Here is a 22818-nt window from a genome sequence, read left to right on the forward strand (position 1 = left end):
GGACACATCCCAATTCTCGTGACGCGTTGGTGTCCCCTTACCCACCGTCGTGTTTTCACTCTGAAAGAGGTGTGTGTGGGGGTGCCGTGGGCGGTCGGAAAGACGGCGCGGTTCAGTCTGCATCACGGGTATCTCCGGACCGAGACGGGACGTTCGATACCTGACGTATCGAATCGTCTGGGCGGCGGTTATCAGTCTGAACTACCTTCCATAGTTTTATTATGTCCGTCTTCGAGGACCGAGACATGGCTGAACAGGCTGGGGACCCGCTCTTCCAATCTCACGATCCTATCTTCAATCGGAAGGAACTCCTCCACGTCGGTCACGTTCCCGACGAAGATCGTATCGTCGGCCGGGACGAGGAGATCGAATCCGTCGCCGCCGAAGTCGGGGCGATCACGCGAGGCGATCCGCCGAACAACGTGATGATCTACGGCAAGACCGGCACCGGAAAGAGCCTCATCTCCCGACACGTCGCCACGCGCGCCCGGGCCGCCGCCCGGAGCAACGACATCGACTGCGGCGTCCTCTACGTCGACTGTTCCGAGGCGAACACGGAGACCCGCGCGACGCGCCAGCTCGCGCTCAGTCTGAAAGAGCGGGCCGACTACGACGGGAACATCCCGCTCCGGGGCGTCGGCACGATGGAGTACTACCAGCACATCTGGAGCATTCTCGAGTCCTTCTTCGACGCGATCGTGGTCATCCTGGACGAGATCGACAAACTGGACAACAGTAACATCCTGATGCAACTCTCGCGCGCTCGCGAGGCCCGGAAGACGGACGCGTACATCGGCGTGATCGGAATCAGTAACAAGGTCCAGTACCGGGAGACCCTCGACGAACGAATCGACAGCAGTTTCGGCCACCGGGAACTGTTCTTCCACCCCTACGACGCCTCGCAACTCCGCGAGATCATGCGCAACCGCGAGGACGCCTTCCAGCCGGAGGTCCTGGAAGACGGGACGATCGAGCTCTGTGCCGCCCTCGCCGCCAAGAAACACGGCGACGCCCGGAAGGCGATCGAGATCCTCAAGGAAGCCGGCGAACTCGCCCGTCGGACGGACTCCGAGACCGTCTCGGAACGGCACATCCAGCAGGCCCAGGAGGTCGCGGAGATAAACCGGATCGAGGAACTCACCAGCGGCGCGACCGTCCACGCGAAACTCGCGCTGTACGCCCTCGCGAGCCACATCATCACGGGCGATCGGGAGACGTACAAGACGCGGGAGATCTACGAGCGGTACGTCGACATCTGTGACCTGGTCGCGACCGATCCGATCACCGAGAACGGGCTGTATCGCCAGCTCAAAGAACAGGCGTTTCTCGGCGTCATCGAGTCCGAAAAGACCGGCGGCGGCCGATCGCAGGGGAGTTACCTGCTTCACCGACTCGTCACCGATCCGAAACACATCGTCAAGGCGGTCCGGCGCGACTCGTCGCTCGCGGACCTGCCGACGTACGATCGGCTGGTCGAGACTGGCCCGACGTCGCGTGATCGGGACGTGGATCTCTCCTCGTTCTCGTAAGCGTCGGTTCCCCGTCTCGCGAACAGTCCGACCACCCCTCCTTCGCACCGCTTTCAGTCTGAACGAGGGGTGTGGGTGCGAACGGTGTTGGTGGCCGGTATCGAAGACAGCCGCGATCGTGTCTCGCCCCGCCGCCGCGTTAGGGCCACAGCCCACGGGCCTCGTGGGCCTCGGCGATCCGGGAGAGTGCGACGATGTACGTCGCGTCACGCCACGTGACGTCGCGGGCGTCGTACTCCGAGCGGACGGCCTCCCACGCCCGGAGCATCTCCGTCTCGAGTTCCTCGTGGACTCGCTCCAGCCGCCACGCGCGACGGTTGATGTCCTGGAGCCACTCGAAGTAGGAGACGGTCACGCCGCCGGCGTTCGCGAGAATGTCGGGAACGACGGGAATCCCCCGCTCCTCGAAGATCCGATCGGCCGTCGAGGTCGTGGGCCCGTTCGCGCCCTCGACGATCAGGTCGGCCTGGACGTCGCGGGCGTTCTCGCCGGACAGGACGTTGCCGATCGCGGCCGGGATGAGCACGTCGACGTCGAGTTCGAGCAGTTCCGCGTTCGTGAGCGATCGGGGTGCGTCGTAGCCGGAGACCATCCCCGGCGTCTCGTCGTGGTCCTCGACGTCGGTCGTGTCGAGGCCGTCGGGGTCGTAGATCGCGCCGTCGACGTCCGAGACGGCGACGATCGACGCCCCGAGGTCGTCGAGGTAGCGGGCCGCGTTGGCCCCGACGCTCCCGAATCCCTGGACGGCGACGGTCGTCTCTTCGGAGTCCCAGTCGTAGTAGTCGATCGCCTCGCGGGTGATGATACCGACGCTTCGTCCGGGCGCCTTCTCCCGGCCGTACGACCCCCCGATGACGGGCGGTTTCCCGGTGACGACGCCGGGCGTGGTCTCGCCTTCCTGCATCGAATAGGCGTCCATGAACCACGCCATCGTCTGGGGCCCGGTTCCCATGTCGGGCGCGGGGATGTCTTTCATCGGCCCGATGACGGGACGGAGTTCCTCGGCGAATCGGCGGGTGAGCCGTTCGGTCTCCTCCTCGCTGAGGTCCTTCGGATCGACGACGACGCCACCTTTCGCGCCGCCGAAGGGGAGGTCCATCACGGCACACTTCCAGGTCATCCACATCGAGAGGCCGACGCACTCGTCCTCGCTCACGCCGGGATGAAAGCGCAGCCCGCCCTTGTAGGGGCCGCGAACGCTGTCGTGGTGGGCGCGATAGCCGGTGAACATCTCGCGGCTGCCGTCGTCGCGTTCGAGCGGGATGGTCACCCGGTAGACGTCGCGCGGGTGTCGCAGTCGCTCGACGATCCCTTCGTCGACGTCGAGGTGGGTGGCTGCCCGCTCGAGTTGGCGACGGGCTGTCTCGACGGCACTCTCTTCTTCGACTTCCGGTGTGGGTTCAGCTGTTGTCATGGTAGCGCCGTTATGTCTCGTCCCGAAGTGCGAGTCGCGGACGATCAGCGGATGACCGCCTCCGCAGCGATCGGCTTCGGGTTCCGATAGAAGAACTTCCGCCACGGCCCCGATAACCCTTGCTACTTCGCGCCGCTTCGTGCAATATTTGCACACCCGCCCAGGAGTTGCTCGACGCGTACTCGCCGGCCCTCGATTCAAGCCCGTTCGCGTGGACGATCGGTCCATGACGATCGAGAGCACCAATCCGGCGACCGGCACGGTCGTCGACACCTTCGAAGACGACTCCGGTGCCGATCGAGACGAACGCATCGAGCGCGCGGCCGAGACGTTCCCCGAGTGGCGGACGACGCCGATCGAACGACGCCAGCAACTGCTCGCCGCGGCAGGAGAGGTCCTCCGAGAGAATAGCGAGGAGTACGCCACGCTGATGACCGAAGAGATGGGCAAGCCGATCGATCAGTCCCGGTCCGAGGTCGAGAAGTGCGCCTGGGTCTGTGACTACTACGCCGAGCACGCCGCCGAGTTCCTCGCGGACGAACCCGTGGCCGGAGAACCGGACGCGGAGACGAAAGTGGTCTACCAGCCCCTGGGGCCGATCCTCGCGATCATGCCGTGGAACTTTCCCTTCTGGCAGGTGTTTCGCTTCGCCGCGCCGAACCTCACCGCGGGCAACGTCGGCGTGCTGAAACACGCCTCGAACGTCCCCGGTTGCGCGCGGGCGATCGAGGACGTCTTCCGGGAGGCGGGCTACCCCGACGGCGCCTTCTCGTCCCTGCTGATCGACTCCGACGAGATCGACGCGGTACTCGAGGACGATCGCATCGCGGGTGTCACGCTCACGGGGAGCGACGGCGCGGGCCGTGCCGTCGCCGAGACGGCCGGCAATGAACTCACGAAGACCGTCCTCGAACTCGGCGGTAGCGACCCGTTCGTCGTCCTCGACGACGCCCCGATGGAGAAGACGGTGGAGACGGCCGTCCAGGCCCGGCTCATCAACAACGGGCAGTCCTGCATCGCCGCCAAGCGGTTCATCGTCCACACCGACGTCTACGACGAGTTCCTCGATCGGTTCGTCGACGAGATGGACGCGCAAGTCGTCGGCGACCCGATGGACGAAAAGACCGACATCGGCCCGCAGGCCCGCGAGGACCTGATGGACGACCTCCACGAGCAGGTCGAAGAGACGATCGACCGGGGTGGCGACCTCGAACTCGGCGGCGAACCGATGGACCGCGACGGCGCGTACTACCCGCCGACGGTGATCACGGACCCGCTCGAGGACTCCCCTGCGGACCAGGAAGAAGTCTTTGGGCCCGTCGCCACCGTGTTCGAGGTGTCCGACGAGGAGCGCGCGATCGAGAAAGCCAACGACACCCGGTTCGGACTCGGCGCGAGCGTCTGGACCGCGGACCTCGATCGGGGGGAGCGGGTCGCTCGTCGGTTCGAGTCCGGGCTGGCGTTCGTGAACGAACTCGTCAAGTCCGATCCGCGACTCCCCTTCGGCGGCGTCAAGGACTCCGGCTACGGGCGGGAACTCGCCCGCGCCGGCATCCGCGAGTTCGTGAACGCGAAGACGATCTGGGTCCAGCACGAGGCCGGCGAGGAGACCGAGATGGTCGAGTGAGCGGCGAATTCGTCCGCACCGAACGGTATCCTGCACGCTGCACGCCCCGGGCCTTGCGTTCGGAGGGATGTCAGGGGAGCAGGAACCGCGCGGCGTCGGGGAACCGCTCGGCCCACGCCGCCTCGTGGTGTTCGGCGTCCTCGTCGACGACGAACCGGAGCCGGTCGCGGTCGTACCCCCGCTCGCGGAGGCGCTCGACCAGCCGCTTCGCGTCCCGGAGGTAGGCCTCGTTCAGCGCCGGATCGTCGGGCGCCTCCCGGCCACCCACGTCGACGTACAGACGCCCGTCGGTGCGCGAACGCCCCGTGAGGTCGTCGAAGATCGCCTCGCCCGACCACCACAGCGCGGGGCTCATGACGCCCGCGAACCCGACGCGATCGGGATTCCGACGATGATGGCTTCACGACCCTCCGCCGCGAGTCGCTCCATCGTCTCGTCGGCCCGCCACTCGCCCGAGTGGCTCGTCACCTCGTCGAAGAGGTTCTGCCCGTCGTGCATGTAGAGGACGGGGTAGTCGTCGTCGGACGCCTCGTAGGAGGGCGGCAGGTAGGCGAGGAGGTGGCGGTCGGCGTGACACTCCGGCGCGGGGATCGGCTCGGAGACGCGGACGTCGCCGACGACGGTGTGGTCGTTCGCGAGGTCGTACGGCCGCCACTCGAGTTCTCCGCCCATACTCGACGACGAGCCAGCGCCGCGGTAAGCCTTTCGTCCGCACCGCAGAACGCGCCCCCGAGGCCCGTCGCGGCTGCAACACGTTTTTGTACCAGATGGGAGACTCCGAACGTATGACCGGACTGTACTACGAGGAGTTCACCGTCGGTGAGACGATCGAACACGAGCGTCGGCGGACGATCTCCGAGAGCGACAACCAGCGCTTTTGCGACATGACGATGAACCAGCAGCCGCTCCACCTCGACGCCGAGTTCGCCGCGGACACTCAGTTCGGCGACCGACTGGTCAACGGTCTCTACACGATGAGCCTCGCGGTCGGCATCTCCATCCCCGAGACGACCGACGGAACGATCGTCGCGAACCTCTCCTACGACGACGTCGAGCACCCGAACCCGGTCTTTCACGGCGACACGATCCGTGTCCAGTCGACGGTCACGGACAAGCGCGAGACCAGCGACGGCGAGCGCGGGATCGTTACCATGCACGTCGAGGTCTTCAGAGTCAACGATCAGTCCGGGGGCGACGCGAACGGGACCTCGTCGGACGCGTCCGACGGCGGGGACGAACCGCTCGTCTGCGAGTTCGATCGGACCGTCCTGTCGCTGAAACGCGAGCACGCCGAGACGGAATCCGGAGCTGAGGCGTGATGTCGGACGCCGACCTCGATCCCGCGGACCTGGAGTGGCTCTCGCTGGAGGACGACGAGGAGATCGTCTGGGCCAGCGGTCCCGATCGACGGACGCTGGTCCCGGCATTCGTCGTCGGGATTCCGCTCTCGATCGTCCTGATCGGGATCGTCATCATCGCGGGCGAGTACCTCCGCGTGACCAACACACACTACGTCGTCACGACCCAGGCCCTCTACAAGAAGACGGGCGTGGTCTCCCGGGACGTCAAGCGGATCGAACACGGGAAAGTGCAGGACATCTCCTACTCCCAGAGCGCCGTGGGGAACTACTTCGGCTACGGGACGGTCGAGGTCAGCACGGCCGGCGGCTCCGGGGTCGAACTGTCGTTCAAATCGGTTCCCGACCCGCGGGCGGTCCAGGGCCGGATCAGCGACCTGGTCGATCGCGGCGGGCGCGGAACGAGCGAGGAGGAACCGGTCGACGACGTCCTCGCCGAGATCCTCACCGAACTCCGCGCGATCCGCGAGGCCGTCGAGGAATCGGACGTTGACGCGACCCCGGACCGTACCGGCGACACACGCTCGAGCCCCGACGAGCCCCGGTCCTCACGATGACGACGCCCGATCGACGATCGGGCGCCGAGGACGTCGCGTGGCTCACAGTCGGGGCGGACGAGGAGGTCCGCTGGCAGGGCGGTCCACGCATCCAGACCGTCTACCCGTGGGTCGCGCTCGCCGTCGTGGGGGCCCTCGTGATCGCCGCAGCCGTCGTACTCGAGGTCCTCTCACCGCTGGGACTGCTCTGGCTCCCGGTCCTCGCCGCGCCGGGGTGCTGGCAGTACGCCCGCGTCTCCCGGACGACGTTCCTGATCACGAACCGCCGGGTCGCCGTCAGGTCGGGCGTCCTCGGCGTCACCGTCCGCGTCGTCGGACTGGAGCGCGTCCAGAACACGCGAGTCACCCAGAACCCGATCGGCCGACTGATCGGCTACGGACGGGTCACGATCGAGACGGCCGGCGGGTCGGACCTCGTCTTCTGGAACGTCGAAACGCCGTCGGACGTGCGCGCGAGACTCGAAGCCCAGCGCACCGGACCCGAGTCGCGCCGACTCCCCGGCAGCCGCGAACAGTGGGCGTCGGTCCTCGCGGAGGTCAGGGCGTGGCGGCGTGCCCTCGATCGATCGCGCTGATCACGTCACTCCCTCGATCGCGCTGAGATCGCCCTTCCCTGTATCGGTCCCACCGATTCCGCCGCGATCGACTGGCTCGACTCGCCGATCCACCCCGTTCGACTGCGATACTCGGTATCACACCACCGGCAGGATTTTTATTCATCACTCCGACGACAGGAGTATGACGACGCTCTTCCCGGCGACGATCGAGACCGATCGGTTGCGTCTCGAGGCACTTCGTCCAGGCGCAGTCGACGTCCACGAACTGTACCGGGTCTGTTCGTCCGATCCGGGAATCGAGGAAGTCACGGAGTACGTGACCTGGGATCCCCACCGAACGCCGAAGGAGACCGTCGATCACGTCGAGCGGGCGGGCGAGCAGTACGAGTCGAACGAGGGCGTGACGTACGTGATCCGGCCGCGCGAGGGCGAGGACGGCGCGGGGGAACTCGCCGGCGACACCGGGTTCGACGTCGACTGGGACCGCCAGTCGATGACCCTCGGGATCTGGCTCCGGAAGCGGTTCTGGGGACGCGGCTACTCGGGCGAACGCGCGGCCGCGCTCATGCACGTCGCGTTCGAGCACCTGGACCTGGACCTCGTCGAGGTGGAGGCGTTCGTGGACAACGACCGGTCGAAGCGCGCGATCCGCAAGTACACCGAGGCCCACGGTGGCGGCCGTGACGGCGTCCTCCGCAACTGGCGCGTTCAGGACGGAGAACCGATCGACTGCGTCCGCTACAGCGTCTCGCGATCGGAGTGGGCGGCCAGTTCGACCGACGTCACCGTCGCGATTCGCGACTGACGGTCGTCTTCGGCCGGGGCAGTCCCGGCGCGAGGACGGCCACTCAGGCCACCGTCGCGATCATGTAGATATTGACGAAGACGGCGACCGTCCACGGGAGCGCGAGTCCGGCGGGGACGATCGCCCGGTAGGCCGCCGGGAGGAGCGGACGACAGAGGAGTCCGATCCCGATCGCGACGCCTTTCAGCGCCAGCATCCCCGCCAGCCCGTGGTTGTAGATCGCACCGCGGGCGATCGGGTTCGACTCGTTCAGCCCGAGGTGGAGGCCGACGAACGTCGTCACGACGTCGCCGACGAGCGAGACCCCGACGAGGATCCAGAGGGCCCGCTCCAGTTCGACGGGCGTGACGTCACCGGGCAATCGGCGGCGCAGGGACGCGCCGTCGTAACTCATAGGCTCTCGATCGGAGTCGAACCGATCGCGATCGTACCACCGGAGAGCGTGCGGGGCTGGCGCACGCGGCGGTTCCACAACTCGCGGTATTGTTATGCCAGTCGTAGCGCGATCGGCCCGCACAGTAATCCACGACAACTGCGCCCAAACGATCGGTATCGGATGATTTCGACGCCGAGAACGGTATCGTCAGCCTCGCTCGTCGCCGGGGATGGGAACGTCGGCGTCGCTCGCCGCCGGAGGTGGAATCGTCGGAATCGCATCACAGCGAGAATACCGGGGGCCACACCGGACGTCGATTCGCGATCGAAGCCCCGATGTCCGGATCGCGCTTCAGAGAATCGTGCCGTGTTTCTTGCTCGGCAGGTCCTTCTCGACGTTCTCGTAGAACGCGAAGCGAGTGCTCAGTTCGTCGCGAAGCGAACTCGGCGGGACGATCTCGTCGATGACCACGTCGCTGGCCATCCGGTGGATGTCGATGTCCTCGCGGTAGGCTTCCCGGAGTTCCTGCTCCTTTCGCTCGCGTTCTTCGGGGTCGTCGATCGCCGAGAGCTTCCGGGCGTAGACGGCGTTGATCGCCGCCTCGGGGCCCATGATGGCGATCTCACCGGACGGCAGGCCGATGACGCTCTCGGGGTCGTAGGCCGGGCCGCCCATGGCGTAGATACCCGCGCCGTAGGCCTTGCGGACGACGACCGTCTGCTGGGGCACCGTCGCCGAGGAGGTGGCGTAGATGAACTTCTTGCCCTTCTCCAGGATGGCGTCCTTCTCGACCTGGGAGCCGGCCATAAACCCGGGCGTGTCACAGAGATAGAGGATGGGGATGTTGAACGCGTCCGACTTCCAGATGAACTCGGCGGCCTTCTCTGCGGCGTCGGGGAAGATCGCTCCCGCACGGTGTGCAGGCTGGTTCGCGACGATGCCGACCGGCCGGCCGTCGATGCGGGCGTAGGCGGTGATGATCTCCTCGCCGTAGTCGGGGCGTAACTCGAAGTACGATCCCGCGTCGACGACCCGATCGATGACGTCGGTCATGTCGTACCCCCTGTTCGGGTGCTGTGGGACGACGCCGTCGATTCCTGCGGGCGATTTCGCCGGTTCGATCGGCTCCTGTCGGGGCGGCTGCTCGTCGGCGTTGTCCGGCAGGTAGGTGATCAACTGAGCCACGAGGTCGCGGGCGTGTTCCTCGTCCCGCGCGACCAGGTCGGCGGAGCCGGATTCGCGCGCGTGGACGTCCGGCCCACCCAGTTCCTGCAGGTCGATGTCCTCGCCGGTGACCATCTGGACCATCCGGGGCGAGGCGATCGCCATCGCGGACATCTCCTCGACCATGATCGTGAAGTCCGCGAAGACGGGGGTGTAGGCCGCCCCGGCGATACAGGGACCGTAGAGGACGCAGATCTGTGGCACCCGCCCGGAGAGCATCGAGTGGTTGTAGTAGTACTTCCCGATCCCCTCGCGGTTGGCGAAGAAGCCGCTCTGCTGATCGATCCGGCCACCCGAGGAGTCCATCAGGTAGAACACCGGTCGGCCCGTCTTGAGCGCGCGCTGTTGCATCCGGAGGAACTTCTCGACGCCCTTCTCGGCCATGCTCCCGCGTTTGACGGTGTAGTCGTTGGCCATAAAGTGGACGTCCCGCCCCTCGAACGTCGCCCCGCCCGTGATGAGGCCGTCCGCCGGGAGGCGATCGTCCGTGTCCGGGTCCGCGCCGCTGGGATGCCAGTCGTCGAACGCCGCGAACTTGCCGTCCTCGAAGAGGAACGCGGCGTCCTCGCCGCCGAACCAGTGCTCGAGTCGATCGCGGACGAACAGTTTCCCCTCGTCGGCCAGCCCCTCGCGGTACTTCTCGGGGCCGCCTTCGAGAATGTCCGCGATCTCCTCGCGGAGCAGGGCCTCGCGTTCGGTCGGGCCCAGTTCGTCGCCGTCCGCTCCGCCCTCGGCTGGCGGCGTCGACGCGACCTGCTGTCCGCTCGCGTCCGCTCGCGCCGACGGCGTCGCCTCGCGCTCGTGGACGGCCAGCGGGTCGTCGTCGCGCCCGACGTACACCTCGACCGTGTTCCCGACGTGCTCGGCCAGCGCGGCCGCGATCGCCGACGCTTCCTCGTCCGACGCCCCTGCCGCGATTCTGACTTTCATGGCAAAATTTGTGATCGCCCCGCTACAAGTCGTTTTCCCTCGGCGCTCGTCGAACCGGGTCCACGGCCGTTCGGCACCGAAAGTCAAACGAACGTTTCGATCGGCCCTCGCGGCGATCGCGAACTGACGACCTGGCCAGCGACCGTGCGGAGACGCCGGCGACGGGAACTGGAGAGCGACCGGTTCGCGCGAAATCGCCTCCCGCTGATCGGTCGGCGCACGCCGGGAAGAGATGAGGAGGATCGCGGGTGGAGGGCACGACCCGATGGGGAGTGAGTTCGACTGCCGAGCAGTACTCGATGCGAAGTCGATCGCGATCGCCGCGACCGACGTTCGAATCGTGCTGGTCGGCAGGCTGTCCCCGTGGTCACCAGCACGGAGACGTCTCTCAGTGCGGGGGCCTCACACACGAACGCTCGCCTGTCGTCGTGCACACATTAAAACGGGACTGTCGGATCCGATCGGCACCCTGTCGAATCGAGTCGAAACGAACGCTCTGCAGGTGCAGGCACAATCACTAATCTCGAATTCAGCGAGTATTCGACCACTACCGACGTGTAGGCGAAGAGTAGCTTTGACGTGTGGGATCTTCCGGTATACGAGCCCACGAATCCGTATCGACGACATGTCTGACACACAGTCCGGACGCAGAGAACACCAACTGGCGACGATTCGCGATCGACTGGACGCGGGAATGGACCGCCGCGAATTTTTCCGGGCCCTCGCCAGCGGCGGCTACGCTGTCGGGATGGCACACCTGCTCGGGGTCGACGACTTCCTCGGGGCCGGTAACGACGAGGTGCCGATCGTGACGGCACTCTCCCGGTCCGATCCCGACGATCCGTGGTCGCTCGAGGAACGAACGCGGCACGTCCCCGCGGCGTGGTACGCGGCCGTCGAGAAGGCGATCGAACTGAACGAACTGCTGGCACGGTTCGGGTTCACCGGCTATCTCGGCAGCGCGGTCGTCCCGGGGGACTACGACAGCGCCACCGCCACGGTTTCGATCGGCATCTCCAGCAACGCCGACTCGATCGCGAAGCAACTGGACGATCTCGCGGACGGCGTCTCGATCGATATCGAGACGATCGTCGACGTCGAGTCCCACGAGGACGGTCTCGAATGGCTCGAACCCCGTGTCGTCGAGAGCGTCTCGGAGCGGGCCGTCCCGAGCGGTGTCGCCTGTGAAACCCCATCGAGTCTGGCGACGCTCGGACCGGCGATGTACCATCCCGACGAGAAACGGGAGTTCTTCGTGACGGCCGAACACGCGTTCGACGGCGAGAAGGGGGACGCGCAACTGACGCTTCCGGTCGAGGAGGTCGAGCAGTTCGACCTCGGGCCCGTCGAATACGCCCACCCGGTGGAGGACGTCGTCGCGGTCGAACCGGCAGGGCGGCTCACCCCGTCGAATTACATCGACACGCCGACGGGAGCCCGGGTACGGGGGCAACTCACCCGCTGGGGGCTCGCCGACCTCGTCGCACGCGGGGAGACGCTCGAGAAGGTCGGCGCCCTGACCGGTCACACGGAGGGTCGAATCCAGGGAATCGACGCCGTGACCTGTTTCACCGACGAGTTCTGCCGGGCCGGGCAGATCCGCTGGGGCGGCGAGATGGATCTGACCGACGGGGACAGCGGGTCGGTGAGCTACCATCCCGATCCCGGCGGCGAGGACGGTGACGTCCTCGTCGCGGGATTCAACAACGCCCGGACCTGGTGGCCGGGCCAGAGCTACGTCTGGGGCGTCGCCGCCTACAAACTGACCGAGCAGTACGGCTATCACTTCTGAATCCCGTATGACACCCACACACGTCCACGAACACACCCGGTTCGAGCGAGGAGCGGTACGATGAGCAACGATCGGCGGCGATCGAGTCGCGGCGGAGCGGGGCGGAGTATCGTGAGCCTCGGGACCCGGCTGTTCCTCGACGCGGTGGTCGTCACCCTCTGGGTGGTCTTCGTGACGCTTGTCTTCCTCACGACCGGCTGGCCGCAGTGGGCGTTCTACACCGCGCTCATCCTCGGCGTCGGCGGCTACGTCCAGCTGACGGCGAGCTGGTGGTAGTCCTTACCGATCGTCGGGAATCCGCGTGTACGGACCGATCAGGGCGCGATCGAGATCGAAGCCGCTGATCGTGGCACCGTCGTCTACGATAGACCGCCGCACCGTCGTCGCTTCGAGTTCGACGTCCGGAAAGATCACGGACCGTTCGACGTCGGCGTCGACGAGGGTCGCATCCGGCATCACGTGGACGGTGTCACCGACGTCGCTATCCCGAACCGTCGCCGAATCGGCAACGTGTGACTCCCCGTCGAGGTACCAGGCGACGGCGTCGAGGTAGCTCTCCCGGGTGCCGATGTCGAACCACGCGCCCTCGAAGGTGAACGCGGAGGTCGGCTCCCGGTCCTGGAGCCACTGGACGAACCACCCGGGCTCGTCCGGATCGTTCCCTGCCTCGAGATACGGGGCAAACAGCGACAGCGTCTCCCCGGGGAACGCGTAGCAGCCGATCGAGACGAGCGTACTCTCCGGTTCGTCCGGTTTCTCCTGGAAGTCGACGACGCGCTCGTCGTCCAGTTCGACCACGCCGTACGACGTGGCCCGCTCCCGGGAGCCGACGTCGCAGGCAGCGATGGCCGGCCCGTCCCGTCGGTCGAAATATTCGAGAAAGTCGTCGACGGCGAAGTCGAAGAGATTGTCCCCCGCGATCACGAGCAGATCCTCGTCTAGCCCCTCCCGGTCGATCAACTGCTCGAGCGCGCCGACGACGCCGAGTTTTTCCTCCTCGTGTTCGGTCTCCTCGACGGACAGCCGTGGTTTCTCGTAGGGACCGTCCTCGAGGTGGGACTCGAAGTCGGCGGCGAACCGTTCGTTCGTGCTCACGTAGACCTCGTCGATCCGATCGACCGCCTCGAGTTCGGCGTAGATTCGATCGACGACGGTCGTCTCCCCGAGCGGGAGGAACATCTTCGGTCGGTGTCTCGTGATCGGCCAGAGTCGAGTCGCGTAGCCGCCGGCGAGGACGACGGCAGTGGTGGAGTCTGTCATCTCGGATCTCAGTGCTGGCCCTCGAGTACGTCGATTCCGGCGAGCGGTTCGCCCGTGAGCGCTCGAACGTACGCCCCGCCGGCGATCGAGACGCGCGAAAAGTCCTCCTCGTCGAAGCCGTACAGTTCGACGACGCGGGCGGTGTCGCCACCGCCGACGACCGAGAAACAGTCGGCCTCGGCGATCGCCGACACGACCGTCACGGTTCCGTCGGCGAACCGCTCGTCCTCGAAGACGCCGAGACTCCCCTTGACGAACACCGCTGCGGAGTCGGACGCGAGAGCAGCGTAGCGGTCGGCCGTCTCGGAGCCGACGTCGAGGAAGGGGTGGGTCTTCCGAATTCCGTCGAGCGTCTGCTCCCTGCGCTTCCCGTCGTCGTCCTCGTCGGCGAGGTCGGTCGGGAGAAACAGTTCGTCGCGGTAGGCCGCGAGGATGCGCTCGAGGTCGTCCCGATAGGTCTCCCACTGGTGGTCGAAGCGGGAAGTCCCCGCGACGTCGTAGCCCACGTCGTGGCCGTCGGCCCGCAAGAAGAGTTCGCCGACGACGCCGCCGAGACAGAATCGATCGACGGTGTCGTCGAGCCGTTCGATGATCGGGATGGAGTCCTCTGCCTTCGTGCCGCCGAGGACCATCGTGACCGGCCCGTCGAACTCCCGCTCCCGGATGGCCGTGATCGCCGTGTACTCCTGTTCCATCACGCGACCCGCGTAGGCGTCCATCACGCGCGGAAAGCCGACGATCGAGGCGTGCGATCGGTGGGCAGCCGAGTACGCGTCCCCGACGTAGGCGTCGAACTCGGGAGCGAGCGTCCGGACCAGATCCGTTTCGGCCTTCGTATCGGGGTCTTCCTCGGGTAACTCCCCGTCGCACATCCGGACGTTCTCGAGGAGGAGCACGTCGCCCGACTCGAGGTCGTCGATGGCCGCGAGTGCGTCATCGCCGTCGGTGTCGGGAACGAACTCGACGCGGTGGTCGAGGTGACCGGCGAGGATCTCGGCGTGTTGCTCGAGCGAGACGAACGTGTCCCGGCCCGGCCGGCCCTGGTGGGCCAGCAAGGCGATGGCGTGGTCGTCCGCGAGCAGTTCCTGGATCGTCTCGGCGTGACGGGCGAACCGGCGACTGTCCTGGACGGTGCCGTCCTCGACGGCGGCGTTGACGTCGATTCGGACGAGCAGTCGGCGATCGCGCTCTATGTCGTCGATGGTTCGAAACGTAGTCATGGCTGGGGGCTCGTGCGTGCGCGTCACCGTTTCCGGACCGCTGCCAGTCGTTTCCAGCGCAACCGCGACCGGGCTGTGGTTGTGCCGGCAAATCGGTACACCATTCCGTATCAGTGGACGACGGTCCGTTCGGCGTCGATGCTCCCCGATTCCCTCGCGACGTGCTTTGCGAGTTTGATCATCTGGTTCGAGAAGCCGTACTCGTTGTCGTACCAGGCGAGCACTTTCACGGTGTCGTTGGCCGCGACCATCAGGGACTCGAGATCGACGTACGATGCGAACGGCAGCCCGACGATGTCCCGGGAGACGATCTCATCGTCGGTGTAGCCGAGGACGCCGGCCAGTTCGTCGTCGGCCGCTGCCCGGATCGCGTCGAGCACTTCGTCTCGCTCTACGTCTTCGTCGATGTTGACGGTGATGTCGGTGATCGAGCCGTTCGGGACCGGGACCCGCATCGCCATCCCCTCGAGTTTTCCCTCGAATTCGGGGAGTACCTTGCTGGTCGCGCCGGCCGCACCGGTCGTCGTCGGAACGATGTTCTCGGCGGCGGCGCGGCCGCGCCGTCGCTTGTCCATGGGGCCGTCCACGAGCCCCTGACTACCGGTGTAGGCGTGGACCGTCGTCAGGAGCCCGGAGACCACGTCGAACTCTTCGTTGAGGACCTGCAGGACCGGCGCGACGGAGTTCGTCGTACAGGAGGCGTTCGAGACGACGTCTTCGCCGTCGTACTCCTCGTGGTTGACGCCGTAGACGAACATCGGCACCGCTTTTTCGCCCTTCGGCGGCGCCGAGATGATCACTTTGTCCGCGCCGGCCTCGAGATGCTGGGCGGCCTCGTCGTGGGTCCTGAACAGCCCCGTCGCCTCGAAGGCGACGTCGACCTCGAGGTCGTCCCACGGGAGTTCCGACGGTTCGTGCTCGGAGAGCAACTGGAACTCCTGGTCGTCAACGAAGAGGGTGTCGCCGCGACGGGAGACTCCGTCGAGTCGGCCGTGAACCGAGTCGTACCGGAGCAGGTACTCCATGTCGTCGTCGTCCATCACGTCGTTGATTGCCACGAGGTCGACGTCGTCATGGGTCAGCGACGCACGGAGGAGACACCGGCCGACCCGTCCGAAGCCGTTGAGTCCGATTCGGAGGGGCGCGCCGGTTCCAGCGCTGTCGTCTGTATCTGCGTCCATAGCTGGAGGTCCACCTTCAGCAGATAAATTTGTTGGCCGAATCGTTAGATATCTCGAGATACATGCCTTCTAACCGGTGTTATCGGGTAACCGACCCTAACTGATACTAGCGTCGTCGTCGTCGTGACGAGTACCGACGATGCACCCTCCCTCACTCCTGGAGCGATCGATCGAGGCGTACGCCACCGTGACGGAGCGCGACCGCCTCGAGCGACTCCGCGAACTCGCCGAGACGCTTTCCGGCGTCCGGATCCTTCACGTTAACTCGACCGCGACGGGGGGCGGTGTCGCGGAACTACTCCGATCGATCGTTCCGCTCTGTAACGACCTCGGTGTCGAGACCGACTGGCTCGTGATGGACGCCGACGACGACTTTTTCGAAGTCACGAAGGCGGTCCACAACGGACTCCAGGGGAGCGGCGAGCCGCTGACAGCGGAGATGAAAGCGATCTATCGGGAGGTCACCGAGGCCAACGCAGCCGAAATCGAGGCCGAGTACGACCTCATCGTCGTCCACGATCCACAGCCGCTTGGCATGCTCGAGCGACTCGCGGAACGGATGCCGGACGCACCGATCGTCTGGCGCTGTCACGTCGATCTCACCGACCCGGTCGACGAGTATCGTGCGTTCGTCTCCGAGTACACGGATCGGATCGATCACGGGATTTTCAGCCGCACCGCGTACGCCAAAACGATCGACGTTGCGGAGACGAGCGTCGTCTACCCGTCGATCGATCCGGTGACGGAGAAGAACCGATCGCTCGACGAGGCGGAGCTAGCGACCGAACGCGATCGATTGGATCCGCTCTCGTTCGACGAGCCGGTCGTGACGCAGGTATCGCGTTTCGACCCGTGGAAAGACCAGTTCGGAACGCTCGAGGCGTACCGAACCGCCAGGGAGGCGGTTCCGGAACTCCAGCTAGTGCTGGTCGGGGGGATGGCCGGCGACGACCCCGAGGGGCTCGAACTGTACGAGCGGGTCGCCCGCGAGGCGGTCGACGACCCCGACGTCCACGTCATGACCGACCTCCCCGACACGACGGTAAACGCCCTGCAGCGGCTGTCGGACGTCGTCGTCCAGAAGTCCCTGCGCGAAGGGTTCGGGCTCGTGGTCGCGGAGGCGCTCTGGAAGGGGACGCCGGTCGTGGGTTCGACCGCCGGCGGCATCCCCTTGCAGATCGTGGACGGTCACAACGGGTATCTCGTCGAGCCCGACGATGCCACGGGCGCCGGCAATCGTCTCGTCGACCTGCTCGAACACGACGAGCGGCGGACGACGTTCGGCGAGAACGCGCGGGAACACGTCCGCGATCGGTTCTTGCTCCCGCGTCAACTCGTGGACCTCCTCGAGATCTTCGTCGAGGCGCTGGAACGCAATTCCTGACGGCGACGGCGAACGGACCCGGTCGACCCCCACACGATTATCCGCCGAGGCGGTGAAGCAACGCAGGATGCTCCCATGAGCCGGTTCATCGAATCGATACTGATACCGACCGACGGCAGCGACGGGGCGCTCGCGGGGGCCAAACGCGGGATCGCGCTCGCGTCGCGGACGGACGCGAACGTCCACGTCCTGTCGATCCTCGAATCTCGAGTCCGGGGGGCGAATTTCGACGAGCTGGAGTTCCCGCCGCTCGAAGAGAACGCCGAGGAAGCGGTCGAGGAAATCGCGCGGATCGCCGCGGACTACGACGAGGGCCTCGACGTTACGACCAGGGTCAGGGAGGGGACTCCGTTCCAGTCGATCCGGGAGTACGCCAACCGGCGCGAGATCGACGTCATCGTCATGGGGACGAAAGGCCGAACGGGGATCGACAGGGTTCTCCTCGGCAGCGTGACCGAGAACGTCCTCCGCACGGCGCGGACCCCCGTACTCGCGGTCCCGCCGAACACCGACGAGCCCGGGATCGCCGACGTCCCGTTCGACCGACTCCTCTTGCCCACGGACGGCAGCGACGGGGCGGCGATCGCGACCGAGTGGGGGATCGAACTCGCGAGTCGGCTCGGGTCGTCGGTCCACGCGCTCTACTCGATCGACACGAGTCCGTTCGCCGACGCCCGAGAACGCGTCGAACTCCTCGAGGCCTTCGAGCACAGGGCCGAAGAGGCGCTCGACGCGGTCCAGGAGCGCGGCGAGGACGCCGGCGTAAGCGTCTCGGAATCGATCGCAACCGGGTCACCGGTGGCCGAGATTCCCACCTACGCGACCGAGAACGACGTCGACCTGATCGTCATGGGGACCCACGGCCGGACGGGGATCGGCCAGTGGTTCCTCGGAAGCGTCACCGAAAACGTCGTCCGCCAGGCCGAGGTGCCGGTGTTTTGTGTGCCGGTCAGCGCCGAGACGCCGTGACGACCGTCGTCCGCAATACGGCGTGGCTACCGATCGTTGGAGACGGCGAGTTCCAGAACGAAACTCGAGGACGAGACGATGTCGCCGATGCCGACCGTGCCTGCCGGCTCGTCGACGATGCGGTTCGGACAGGCAGCGACCGAAGGCGTAGCCAGAACGCCGTCGTCGGTCGTCTCGTCTACGTGATCCGCCAGCAGTTCGATCGCTTCCCGTCCCATCTCCGAGGGCTCGTACTCGAGGCCGGTCTCGAGGTCCTCGGCGGACGTGATCTCCCCGCGGGCCGCCTTGGTGGCGGCGTTGACGGCGGAAAACTCGAGTCCCCGTCGAAGGGCCGCCGGCGAGTGGTACGACTCCATCACGGCGAGGTGGTACTCCATCGCGTGTAACTGGATGCAGTCGACGCCGAGTTCCTCGCGGATCCCCTCGAGCATCCGGTAGTGATCGAGTATTTCGTCGGGTTCGAACGGGGTCGCCTCCGACGGTGGGTCCGCCACGACCTCCCGGCCCGCGTCCTCGTGGAGGATCGTCAACTCGTGTGTATCCACACCGACGACGTTTGCCTCCGGCAGGATCCACTCGTATATGCTGTCTCTGAGGTCGTCGTCGTGGGTGACGGCGTACTCGACGTGAACGTCGACGTCGCTCCCCGATCGAAGGCGGCGGATGACGTCGCGTGCGTGACGATGCGTCTCCTCGTAGCCGTCGTCGACGACGTCGGGCGTGAGGTTGTGATACCCCGCGAGGAGGGCGCCGTCGACGGCTTCGCCGACCTGGTCGATCGCCGCGTCGAGTTCGCCGGCAGTCAGGTCGAACTCCGGGGGTCTCGAGGCGGCGATGAACCGGGTGTCTTCCGTCGCACGGACGCCGAAGAGTTCGTCTCCCTCCCGGAACTCGAACACCCAGTTAATTTTCGTTCGATCCGTACTGACCGCCTCGGACAGGGGACAGTAGCTGACCTGACCGTCCTCGGCGGTCGGATACCGAACCTCGTCGGGGTGTTCGAACATCGATAGCTGCCGCTCGGAGACCATGTACGTGTACGTGATCGGTGCCGCCCCCAGCGCGGTGAGCAGATTGGTCATGATCCCCGCCTGACCGCCCATCTGCTGGCTGTCCGGCTGGAGTTCCGCCTCGAGCGTGGCCGCGAAGTCGTCGGTCATCGCGATCTCGTCGCCCCGGCTGGCCGCCATCGTGTGTCCGATCGCCGCCGCGAGTTCGCGTTTCGACTCCAGCGGACTCGGGGGCACGTCGGAACCGGGATCGTCCGGCCGATCGAGGAACGACTCCAGTTCCTCGTCGACTCGGACGATCGCGTCGACGTTCGCGTTGTACGCGACGAACACCGGCAACTCCTCGAGCGCAGCGATGTCCGCCACCAGTTGGGCGTGGGCGTCCTGCATGGCACGGCTCCCTCCCAGACCCAGCGGGTTAATCCTGGGGTGCCCGTGCCGTCCGTCGTTCCCCTCCTAATCTGGGGTGACCGTGCAGTCGGTCGTTCCCCTCCTAATCTTGGGGTGACCGTGCAGTCGGTCGTTCCCCTCCGACTTGTTGCCGTGCGCGTAGCCCGAACGACGAACCGATGTCACGAGCGACGTTCGTCCGGCGGTCAGAGGGGGTAAGCGGCGACGACACGAACGCGGTCGGCGGAAAGAGCGCGAATCTCGGCGAACTCGCGGACCTGTTCGACGGCTTCTCGATCGGGTCGAACGACCTGACCCAGCTCACCCTCGGCGTCGATCGCAACTCGGAGAAACTCGCGCCGCTTTTCGACGAGACCGACGAGGCGGTGACGCGATCGATCGCCTCGCTGATCGAGGACGCCAACCGCCACGGCCGGCCCGTCGGCATCTGCGGCGATGCGCCCTCGACGATTCCGGAGTACTCCGAGTTCCTGCTCGAGGCCGGTATCGATTCGATCTCGGTCTCGCCGGACGTCGCGGTGGAGACGATCCTGACGGTCGCAGAATACGAAAACTGATTCGGGCCGTCGCTCACTCGAGCGCGTCCTCGAGTCGATCGATCAGGTCGGCGTTGCCGACGTGCAGGGGAACGCGATCGTGAACGTCGGTCGGGTCCACGTCGAGGATCGACTGCCTCCCGTCGGAGGATCGGCCACCGGCCGCTTCGATGAGGTACGCGATCGGATTCCCCTCGAACTGCAGGCGGAGCTTTCCGCGGGGGCTATCCTCGAGGGCCGGGTAGGCGAAGATCCCGCCGTAGGTCAGCACCTGGTTGACGTCGCCGATCATCGCCCCGCCGTAGCGAAGTTTGTGGTCGGGGTTCGATTCGATCTCGCGGACGTATTCCCGGAAGTCGTCGGGCCAGTCGGGGACGCGCCCGCCGAAGCCGTAGACGAGCGGGTCCTCGGGGAGGGTGACGTCTTCCTCGACGACGGTTCGTTCGCCGCCGGTGAGTTCGTACTTCGTGACGGTCCCGTCGCGAGCGTACGCCATCGTCGTGATCGGCCCGTAGAGGATCCACCCGGAGGCGACCAGCGCGGAGCCGGGAGCGGGAAGCGGTTCGTCGTAGATGCCGAAGACCGTCCCCATCGTGTTGTTCGACTTCAGGTTCGAGGAGCCGTCGAGGGGGTCGACGGCGACGGTGATCCGGTCGTCCTCGCAGTCGACGATATCGGACCGCTCTTCGCTCGCGTACTGGGCGACGCCGTCGATCGACGAGAGCCGATCGGCGAGCAGTTCGTCGGCCCACACGTCCGCCTCGGCCTGGGTCTCGCCGCTGGGGTTCTCCGCGTCGGCTTTCCCCCGGCGACCGACCAGTCCCTGGCGGATCTCGGTTGCCGAGCGGGCGATCGTGGCGACGACGTCGTCGACTGGATCGGCGTCCGTCATTCCTACTCGGTCGCCTCGAGTGCGGCGTCGGCGGTTTCCTCCTCGAAGATGACCTGCTCGAGCGCGTCGAGGATGCGGGTGGGGTTCTCGCGCTGCCAGACGTTGCGCCCGACAGCCAGTCCCTTCGCCCCGGCGTTGACGGCGGCCTCGACGGTCGAGAGGAACTCGTAGTCGGAGGTCTTCGAGCCGCCGCTCATGACGACTTTCATATCGCCAGCGCATCTGCAGGCGTGTTCCATCGCCTCGGGGCTACCGGGGTACTTGACCTTCGCGATGTCGGCGCCCAGTTCGAGACCGAGGCGGGTCGCGTAGGAGATGACCTCCGGCTTGGTGTCGTTCTTGAGCCCCTGGCCGCGCGGGTACGACCACATGACGACCGGCAGGTCGTGCTCGCGGGCGTCCTCCTGGACGTCGCGGAACTCCTCGGCCATCTCGACCTCGTGGTTCGAGCCGCCGTAGAGGGTAAACCCGACGGCGTCGGCGCCGATCTCGGCCGCGTAGTCGACCGAACAGTTCACCGCCGAGTCGTACTCGCCCATCCAGAGGTTCGAGGTCCCGTTGACCTTCAGCAGGAGGTTGACGTCGTCCTCGTAGCTGGGGTAGTACCCCTCCGCGATCCCCTTCTGGACGGCCATGCAGGTGACGGCGTCGTGGGTCGCCGTCTCGAAGACCGTCGACGGATCCAGCTTCTCCGGGACCTCCTCGAAGTCGACGGGGCCGTGTTCGAGCCCGTGGTCCATCGCGAGAATCAGTGACTTGCCGTCGCGAACGATCGGAGAGTCGTCGATCGGAATCATCTGGTAGATGGTCCACTAGGCCGCTATATATCTCTGATGGTCCGGATTATTCGAATTACTCATTCGAGTAGTAAAGGTGTGGCTGGTTCCCGTCTCCGGATCCGGCTACAGTGGGAGTACCGGAACGAGTGTGCGATCGTCACGCGACCAGTTCGCGCGCGTTGTGGCGCCAGGTGCGGACGTGCAGGACGTCGAAATCGAGGGCGTTGGCGATCGCGAACGCGTCGACCGTCGCCAGCCGTTCCGCCGAGACGACCCCGGCCTCGGCCAGCCGATCGGCGTCGTCCGGGCCGACGCCCGTGACGGCGGTGACCGGCGTCGGTCTGGGGTAGGGTCGATCGGCGGGTGCGTCTCGTTCGACGTCGATCTCGCGGGATTCGGTGTACTCGAACGACTGCCAGTTCTCGTCCCCGCTGACGGCGATCCACTCGCGCTCGGCGTCGCCCAGCCCCCGGACCTCACTCGATCGGCGATCGAGGTCGCCGTCGTTCTCGAACGACCACGGGAGCGAGAACCGCCGCCGGAGGTCGGCCGCCAGCGGTTCGTCGACGCCCCGGTCGAGCAACATTCGGTAGGAGTACTCCTTGTTCGCGACCGCGTCGGGGTCGATACCGGCCGCCTCGAGCGACTCCCGCTCGGCCGGGTCGAGTCGCGGATCGACGTCGTCCGGCATCGATCCCATGCCGAAGACGACCCTGGTCGCCGAGAACGCGTCACCGTCCCGATCGGTCCCCGCGTACGGTCGTGGTTCGGCGTCCCGGTCGGTCCCCGCGCCTCCCGTCACGTCGGCGTCCCGATCGATCGGTCCGTCCTGCTGGAAGTCGCCGCTTCGATCGACTCCGTCGTCGCCCACCCGGTCGGCGTGGCCGTCCGCGTCTCGATCGCCGTGTAGGAATTCCTTGCTCACGCGATTCACCGGTTGTCCGTAGCTCACACTCTCTCATCTTGAAAGTTACCCACGAAACCGATCGAAAGAACGCCCGATACTC

The 22818-nt window shown here is 66.2% G+C and carries 23 protein-coding genes; 11 read left to right on the forward strand and 12 right to left on the reverse strand.

Annotated features, from left to right (window positions below):
- Positions 1 to 245: 245 nt before the first annotated feature.
- Positions 246 to 1529 (forward strand): Cdc6/Cdc18 family protein, encoded by a 1284-nt coding sequence (locus tag MUN73_RS14565; RefSeq protein ID WP_250141221.1) that lies wholly within the window; start codon positions 246 to 248, stop codon positions 1527 to 1529.
- A 139-nt stretch (positions 1530 to 1668) separates the two neighbouring features.
- Here the strand turns inward: MUN73_RS14565 and gdhB are convergent, their stop codons facing one another.
- Positions 1669 to 2943, reverse strand: a complete 1275-nt coding sequence (gene gdhB / locus MUN73_RS14570; RefSeq protein ID WP_250141222.1) for a glutamate dehydrogenase GdhB — start codon at positions 2941 to 2943, stop codon at positions 1669 to 1671.
- 226 nt (positions 2944 to 3169) lie between these two features.
- Here gdhB and MUN73_RS14575 point away from each other — a divergent pair, with 226 nt between their 5' ends.
- On the forward strand, positions 3170 to 4570 hold the full coding sequence (locus MUN73_RS14575) for an NAD-dependent succinate-semialdehyde dehydrogenase (protein ID WP_250141223.1): 1401 nt from the start codon (positions 3170 to 3172) through the stop codon (positions 4568 to 4570).
- A 70-nt stretch (positions 4571 to 4640) separates the two neighbouring features.
- On the opposite strand, the gene MUN73_RS14580 is transcribed toward MUN73_RS14575, so the two are convergent.
- Together MUN73_RS14580 and MUN73_RS14585 are read right to left on the reverse strand one after the other, a co-directional pair.
- Entirely contained in the window at positions 4641 to 4925 is a 285-nt protein-coding gene (locus MUN73_RS14580; protein WP_250141224.1) for an alpha/beta hydrolase, read from the reverse strand.
- Positions 4922 to 5242 carry an alpha/beta hydrolase-fold protein gene (locus MUN73_RS14585; RefSeq protein WP_250141225.1) on the reverse strand — a complete coding sequence of 107 codons (321 nt, stop codon included), beginning with the start codon at positions 5240 to 5242 and terminating at the stop codon, positions 4922 to 4924. The genes MUN73_RS14580 and MUN73_RS14585 overlap by 4 nt, the downstream gene beginning before the upstream one ends.
- 113 nt (positions 5243 to 5355) lie before the next feature.
- Here MUN73_RS14585 and MUN73_RS14590 point away from each other — a divergent pair, with 113 nt between their 5' ends.
- The 4 genes from MUN73_RS14590 to MUN73_RS14605 all read left to right on the forward strand — a co-directional run bounded on the left by MUN73_RS14590 (position 5356) and on the right by MUN73_RS14605 (position 7847).
- Positions 5356 to 5889: a MaoC family dehydratase gene (locus MUN73_RS14590; RefSeq protein ID WP_250141226.1), complete on the forward strand. Its 534-nt coding sequence runs from the start codon at positions 5356 to 5358 to the stop codon at positions 5887 to 5889.
- Positions 5889 to 6485, forward strand: a complete 597-nt coding sequence (locus tag MUN73_RS14595) for a PH domain-containing protein (protein WP_250141227.1) — start codon at positions 5889 to 5891, stop codon at positions 6483 to 6485. The genes MUN73_RS14590 and MUN73_RS14595 overlap by 1 nt, the downstream gene beginning before the upstream one ends.
- Positions 6482 to 7060: a PH domain-containing protein gene (locus MUN73_RS14600; protein ID WP_250141228.1), complete on the forward strand. Its 579-nt coding sequence runs from the start codon at positions 6482 to 6484 to the stop codon at positions 7058 to 7060. The genes MUN73_RS14595 and MUN73_RS14600 overlap by 4 nt, the downstream gene beginning before the upstream one ends.
- Positions 7061 to 7223: 163 nt before the next feature.
- Positions 7224 to 7847 carry a GNAT family N-acetyltransferase gene (locus MUN73_RS14605; RefSeq protein WP_250141229.1) on the forward strand — a complete coding sequence of 208 codons (624 nt, stop codon included), beginning with the start codon at positions 7224 to 7226 and terminating at the stop codon, positions 7845 to 7847.
- Positions 7848 to 7890: 43 nt separating this feature from the next.
- Here the strand turns inward: MUN73_RS14605 and MUN73_RS14610 are convergent, their stop codons facing one another.
- Complete coding sequence (locus MUN73_RS14610) at positions 7891 to 8241, reverse strand: DUF5658 family protein (protein ID WP_250141230.1); 351 nt, start codon at positions 8239 to 8241, stop codon at positions 7891 to 7893.
- 333 nt (positions 8242 to 8574) lie between these two features.
- Entirely contained in the window at positions 8575 to 10377 is a 1803-nt protein-coding gene (locus MUN73_RS14615; protein ID WP_250141231.1) for an acyl-CoA carboxylase subunit beta, read from the reverse strand.
- 625 nt (positions 10378 to 11002) lie between these two features.
- Here MUN73_RS14615 and MUN73_RS14620 point away from each other — a divergent pair.
- Both MUN73_RS14620 and MUN73_RS14625 read left to right on the forward strand, forming a co-directional pair.
- Positions 11003 to 12169, forward strand: coding sequence for a hypothetical protein (locus tag MUN73_RS14620; RefSeq protein ID WP_250141232.1), 1167 nt, complete (start codon positions 11003 to 11005; stop codon positions 12167 to 12169).
- Between the two features lie 60 nt (positions 12170 to 12229).
- Positions 12230 to 12445: a DUF8119 family protein gene (locus tag MUN73_RS14625; RefSeq protein ID WP_250141233.1), complete on the forward strand. Its 216-nt coding sequence runs from the start codon at positions 12230 to 12232 to the stop codon at positions 12443 to 12445.
- A 3-nt stretch (positions 12446 to 12448) separates the two neighbouring features.
- On the opposite strand, the gene MUN73_RS14630 is transcribed toward MUN73_RS14625, so the two are convergent.
- From MUN73_RS14630 to gap, 3 genes are all read right to left on the reverse strand, one after another.
- Positions 12449 to 13429 carry a nucleotidyltransferase family protein gene (locus MUN73_RS14630; protein ID WP_250141234.1) on the reverse strand — a complete coding sequence of 327 codons (981 nt, stop codon included), beginning with the start codon at positions 13427 to 13429 and terminating at the stop codon, positions 12449 to 12451.
- Between the two features lie 8 nt (positions 13430 to 13437).
- A complete protein-coding gene (locus tag MUN73_RS14635; protein WP_250141235.1) occupies positions 13438 to 14649 on the reverse strand; it encodes a phosphoglycerate kinase in 1212 nt (403 codons plus the stop codon).
- Positions 14650 to 14759: 110 nt separating this feature from the next.
- Positions 14760 to 15830 (reverse strand): type I glyceraldehyde-3-phosphate dehydrogenase, encoded by a 1071-nt coding sequence (gene gap / locus MUN73_RS14640; RefSeq protein WP_250141236.1) that lies wholly within the window; start codon positions 15828 to 15830, stop codon positions 14760 to 14762.
- A 139-nt stretch (positions 15831 to 15969) separates the two neighbouring features.
- Here gap and MUN73_RS14645 point away from each other — a divergent pair, with 139 nt between their 5' ends.
- Together MUN73_RS14645 and MUN73_RS14650 are read left to right on the forward strand one after the other, a co-directional pair.
- Positions 15970 to 17214, forward strand: coding sequence for a glycosyltransferase (locus MUN73_RS14645; protein WP_250141237.1), 1245 nt, complete (start codon positions 15970 to 15972; stop codon positions 17212 to 17214).
- A gap of 75 nt (positions 17215 to 17289) precedes the next feature.
- Positions 17290 to 18183: a universal stress protein gene (locus MUN73_RS14650; RefSeq protein ID WP_250141238.1), complete on the forward strand. Its 894-nt coding sequence runs from the start codon at positions 17290 to 17292 to the stop codon at positions 18181 to 18183.
- Positions 18184 to 18209: 26 nt separating this feature from the next.
- On the opposite strand, the gene MUN73_RS14655 is transcribed toward MUN73_RS14650, so the two are convergent.
- Positions 18210 to 19583 carry an ADP-dependent glucokinase/phosphofructokinase gene (locus MUN73_RS14655; protein WP_250141239.1) on the reverse strand — a complete coding sequence of 458 codons (1374 nt, stop codon included), beginning with the start codon at positions 19581 to 19583 and terminating at the stop codon, positions 18210 to 18212.
- Between the two features lie 179 nt (positions 19584 to 19762).
- Between MUN73_RS14655 and MUN73_RS14660 the strand changes: the two genes are divergently transcribed.
- Positions 19763 to 20161 carry a putative PEP-binding protein gene (locus MUN73_RS14660; protein WP_250141240.1) on the forward strand — a complete coding sequence of 133 codons (399 nt, stop codon included), beginning with the start codon at positions 19763 to 19765 and terminating at the stop codon, positions 20159 to 20161.
- Positions 20162 to 20174: 13 nt separating this feature from the next.
- Here MUN73_RS14660 and MUN73_RS14665 read toward each other — a convergent pair whose 3' ends face one another.
- From MUN73_RS14665 to MUN73_RS14675, 3 genes are all read right to left on the reverse strand, one after another.
- Positions 20175 to 21032 carry a class 1 fructose-bisphosphatase gene (locus tag MUN73_RS14665; RefSeq protein WP_250141241.1) on the reverse strand — a complete coding sequence of 286 codons (858 nt, stop codon included), beginning with the start codon at positions 21030 to 21032 and terminating at the stop codon, positions 20175 to 20177.
- A 2-nt stretch (positions 21033 to 21034) separates the two neighbouring features.
- Positions 21035 to 21829 carry a class I fructose-bisphosphate aldolase gene (locus MUN73_RS14670; protein ID WP_250141242.1) on the reverse strand — a complete coding sequence of 265 codons (795 nt, stop codon included), beginning with the start codon at positions 21827 to 21829 and terminating at the stop codon, positions 21035 to 21037.
- A gap of 139 nt (positions 21830 to 21968) precedes the next feature.
- Positions 21969 to 22736, reverse strand: coding sequence for a DUF7409 domain-containing protein (locus MUN73_RS14675; protein ID WP_250141243.1), 768 nt, complete (start codon positions 22734 to 22736; stop codon positions 21969 to 21971).
- Between the last annotated feature and the right edge of the window lie 82 nt (positions 22737 to 22818).

Origin of the sequence: Halosolutus amylolyticus (genome assembly GCF_023566055.1) — an archaeon.
GTDB classification, from domain to species: Archaea; Halobacteriota; Halobacteria; order Halobacteriales; family Natrialbaceae; genus Halosolutus; species Halosolutus amylolyticus.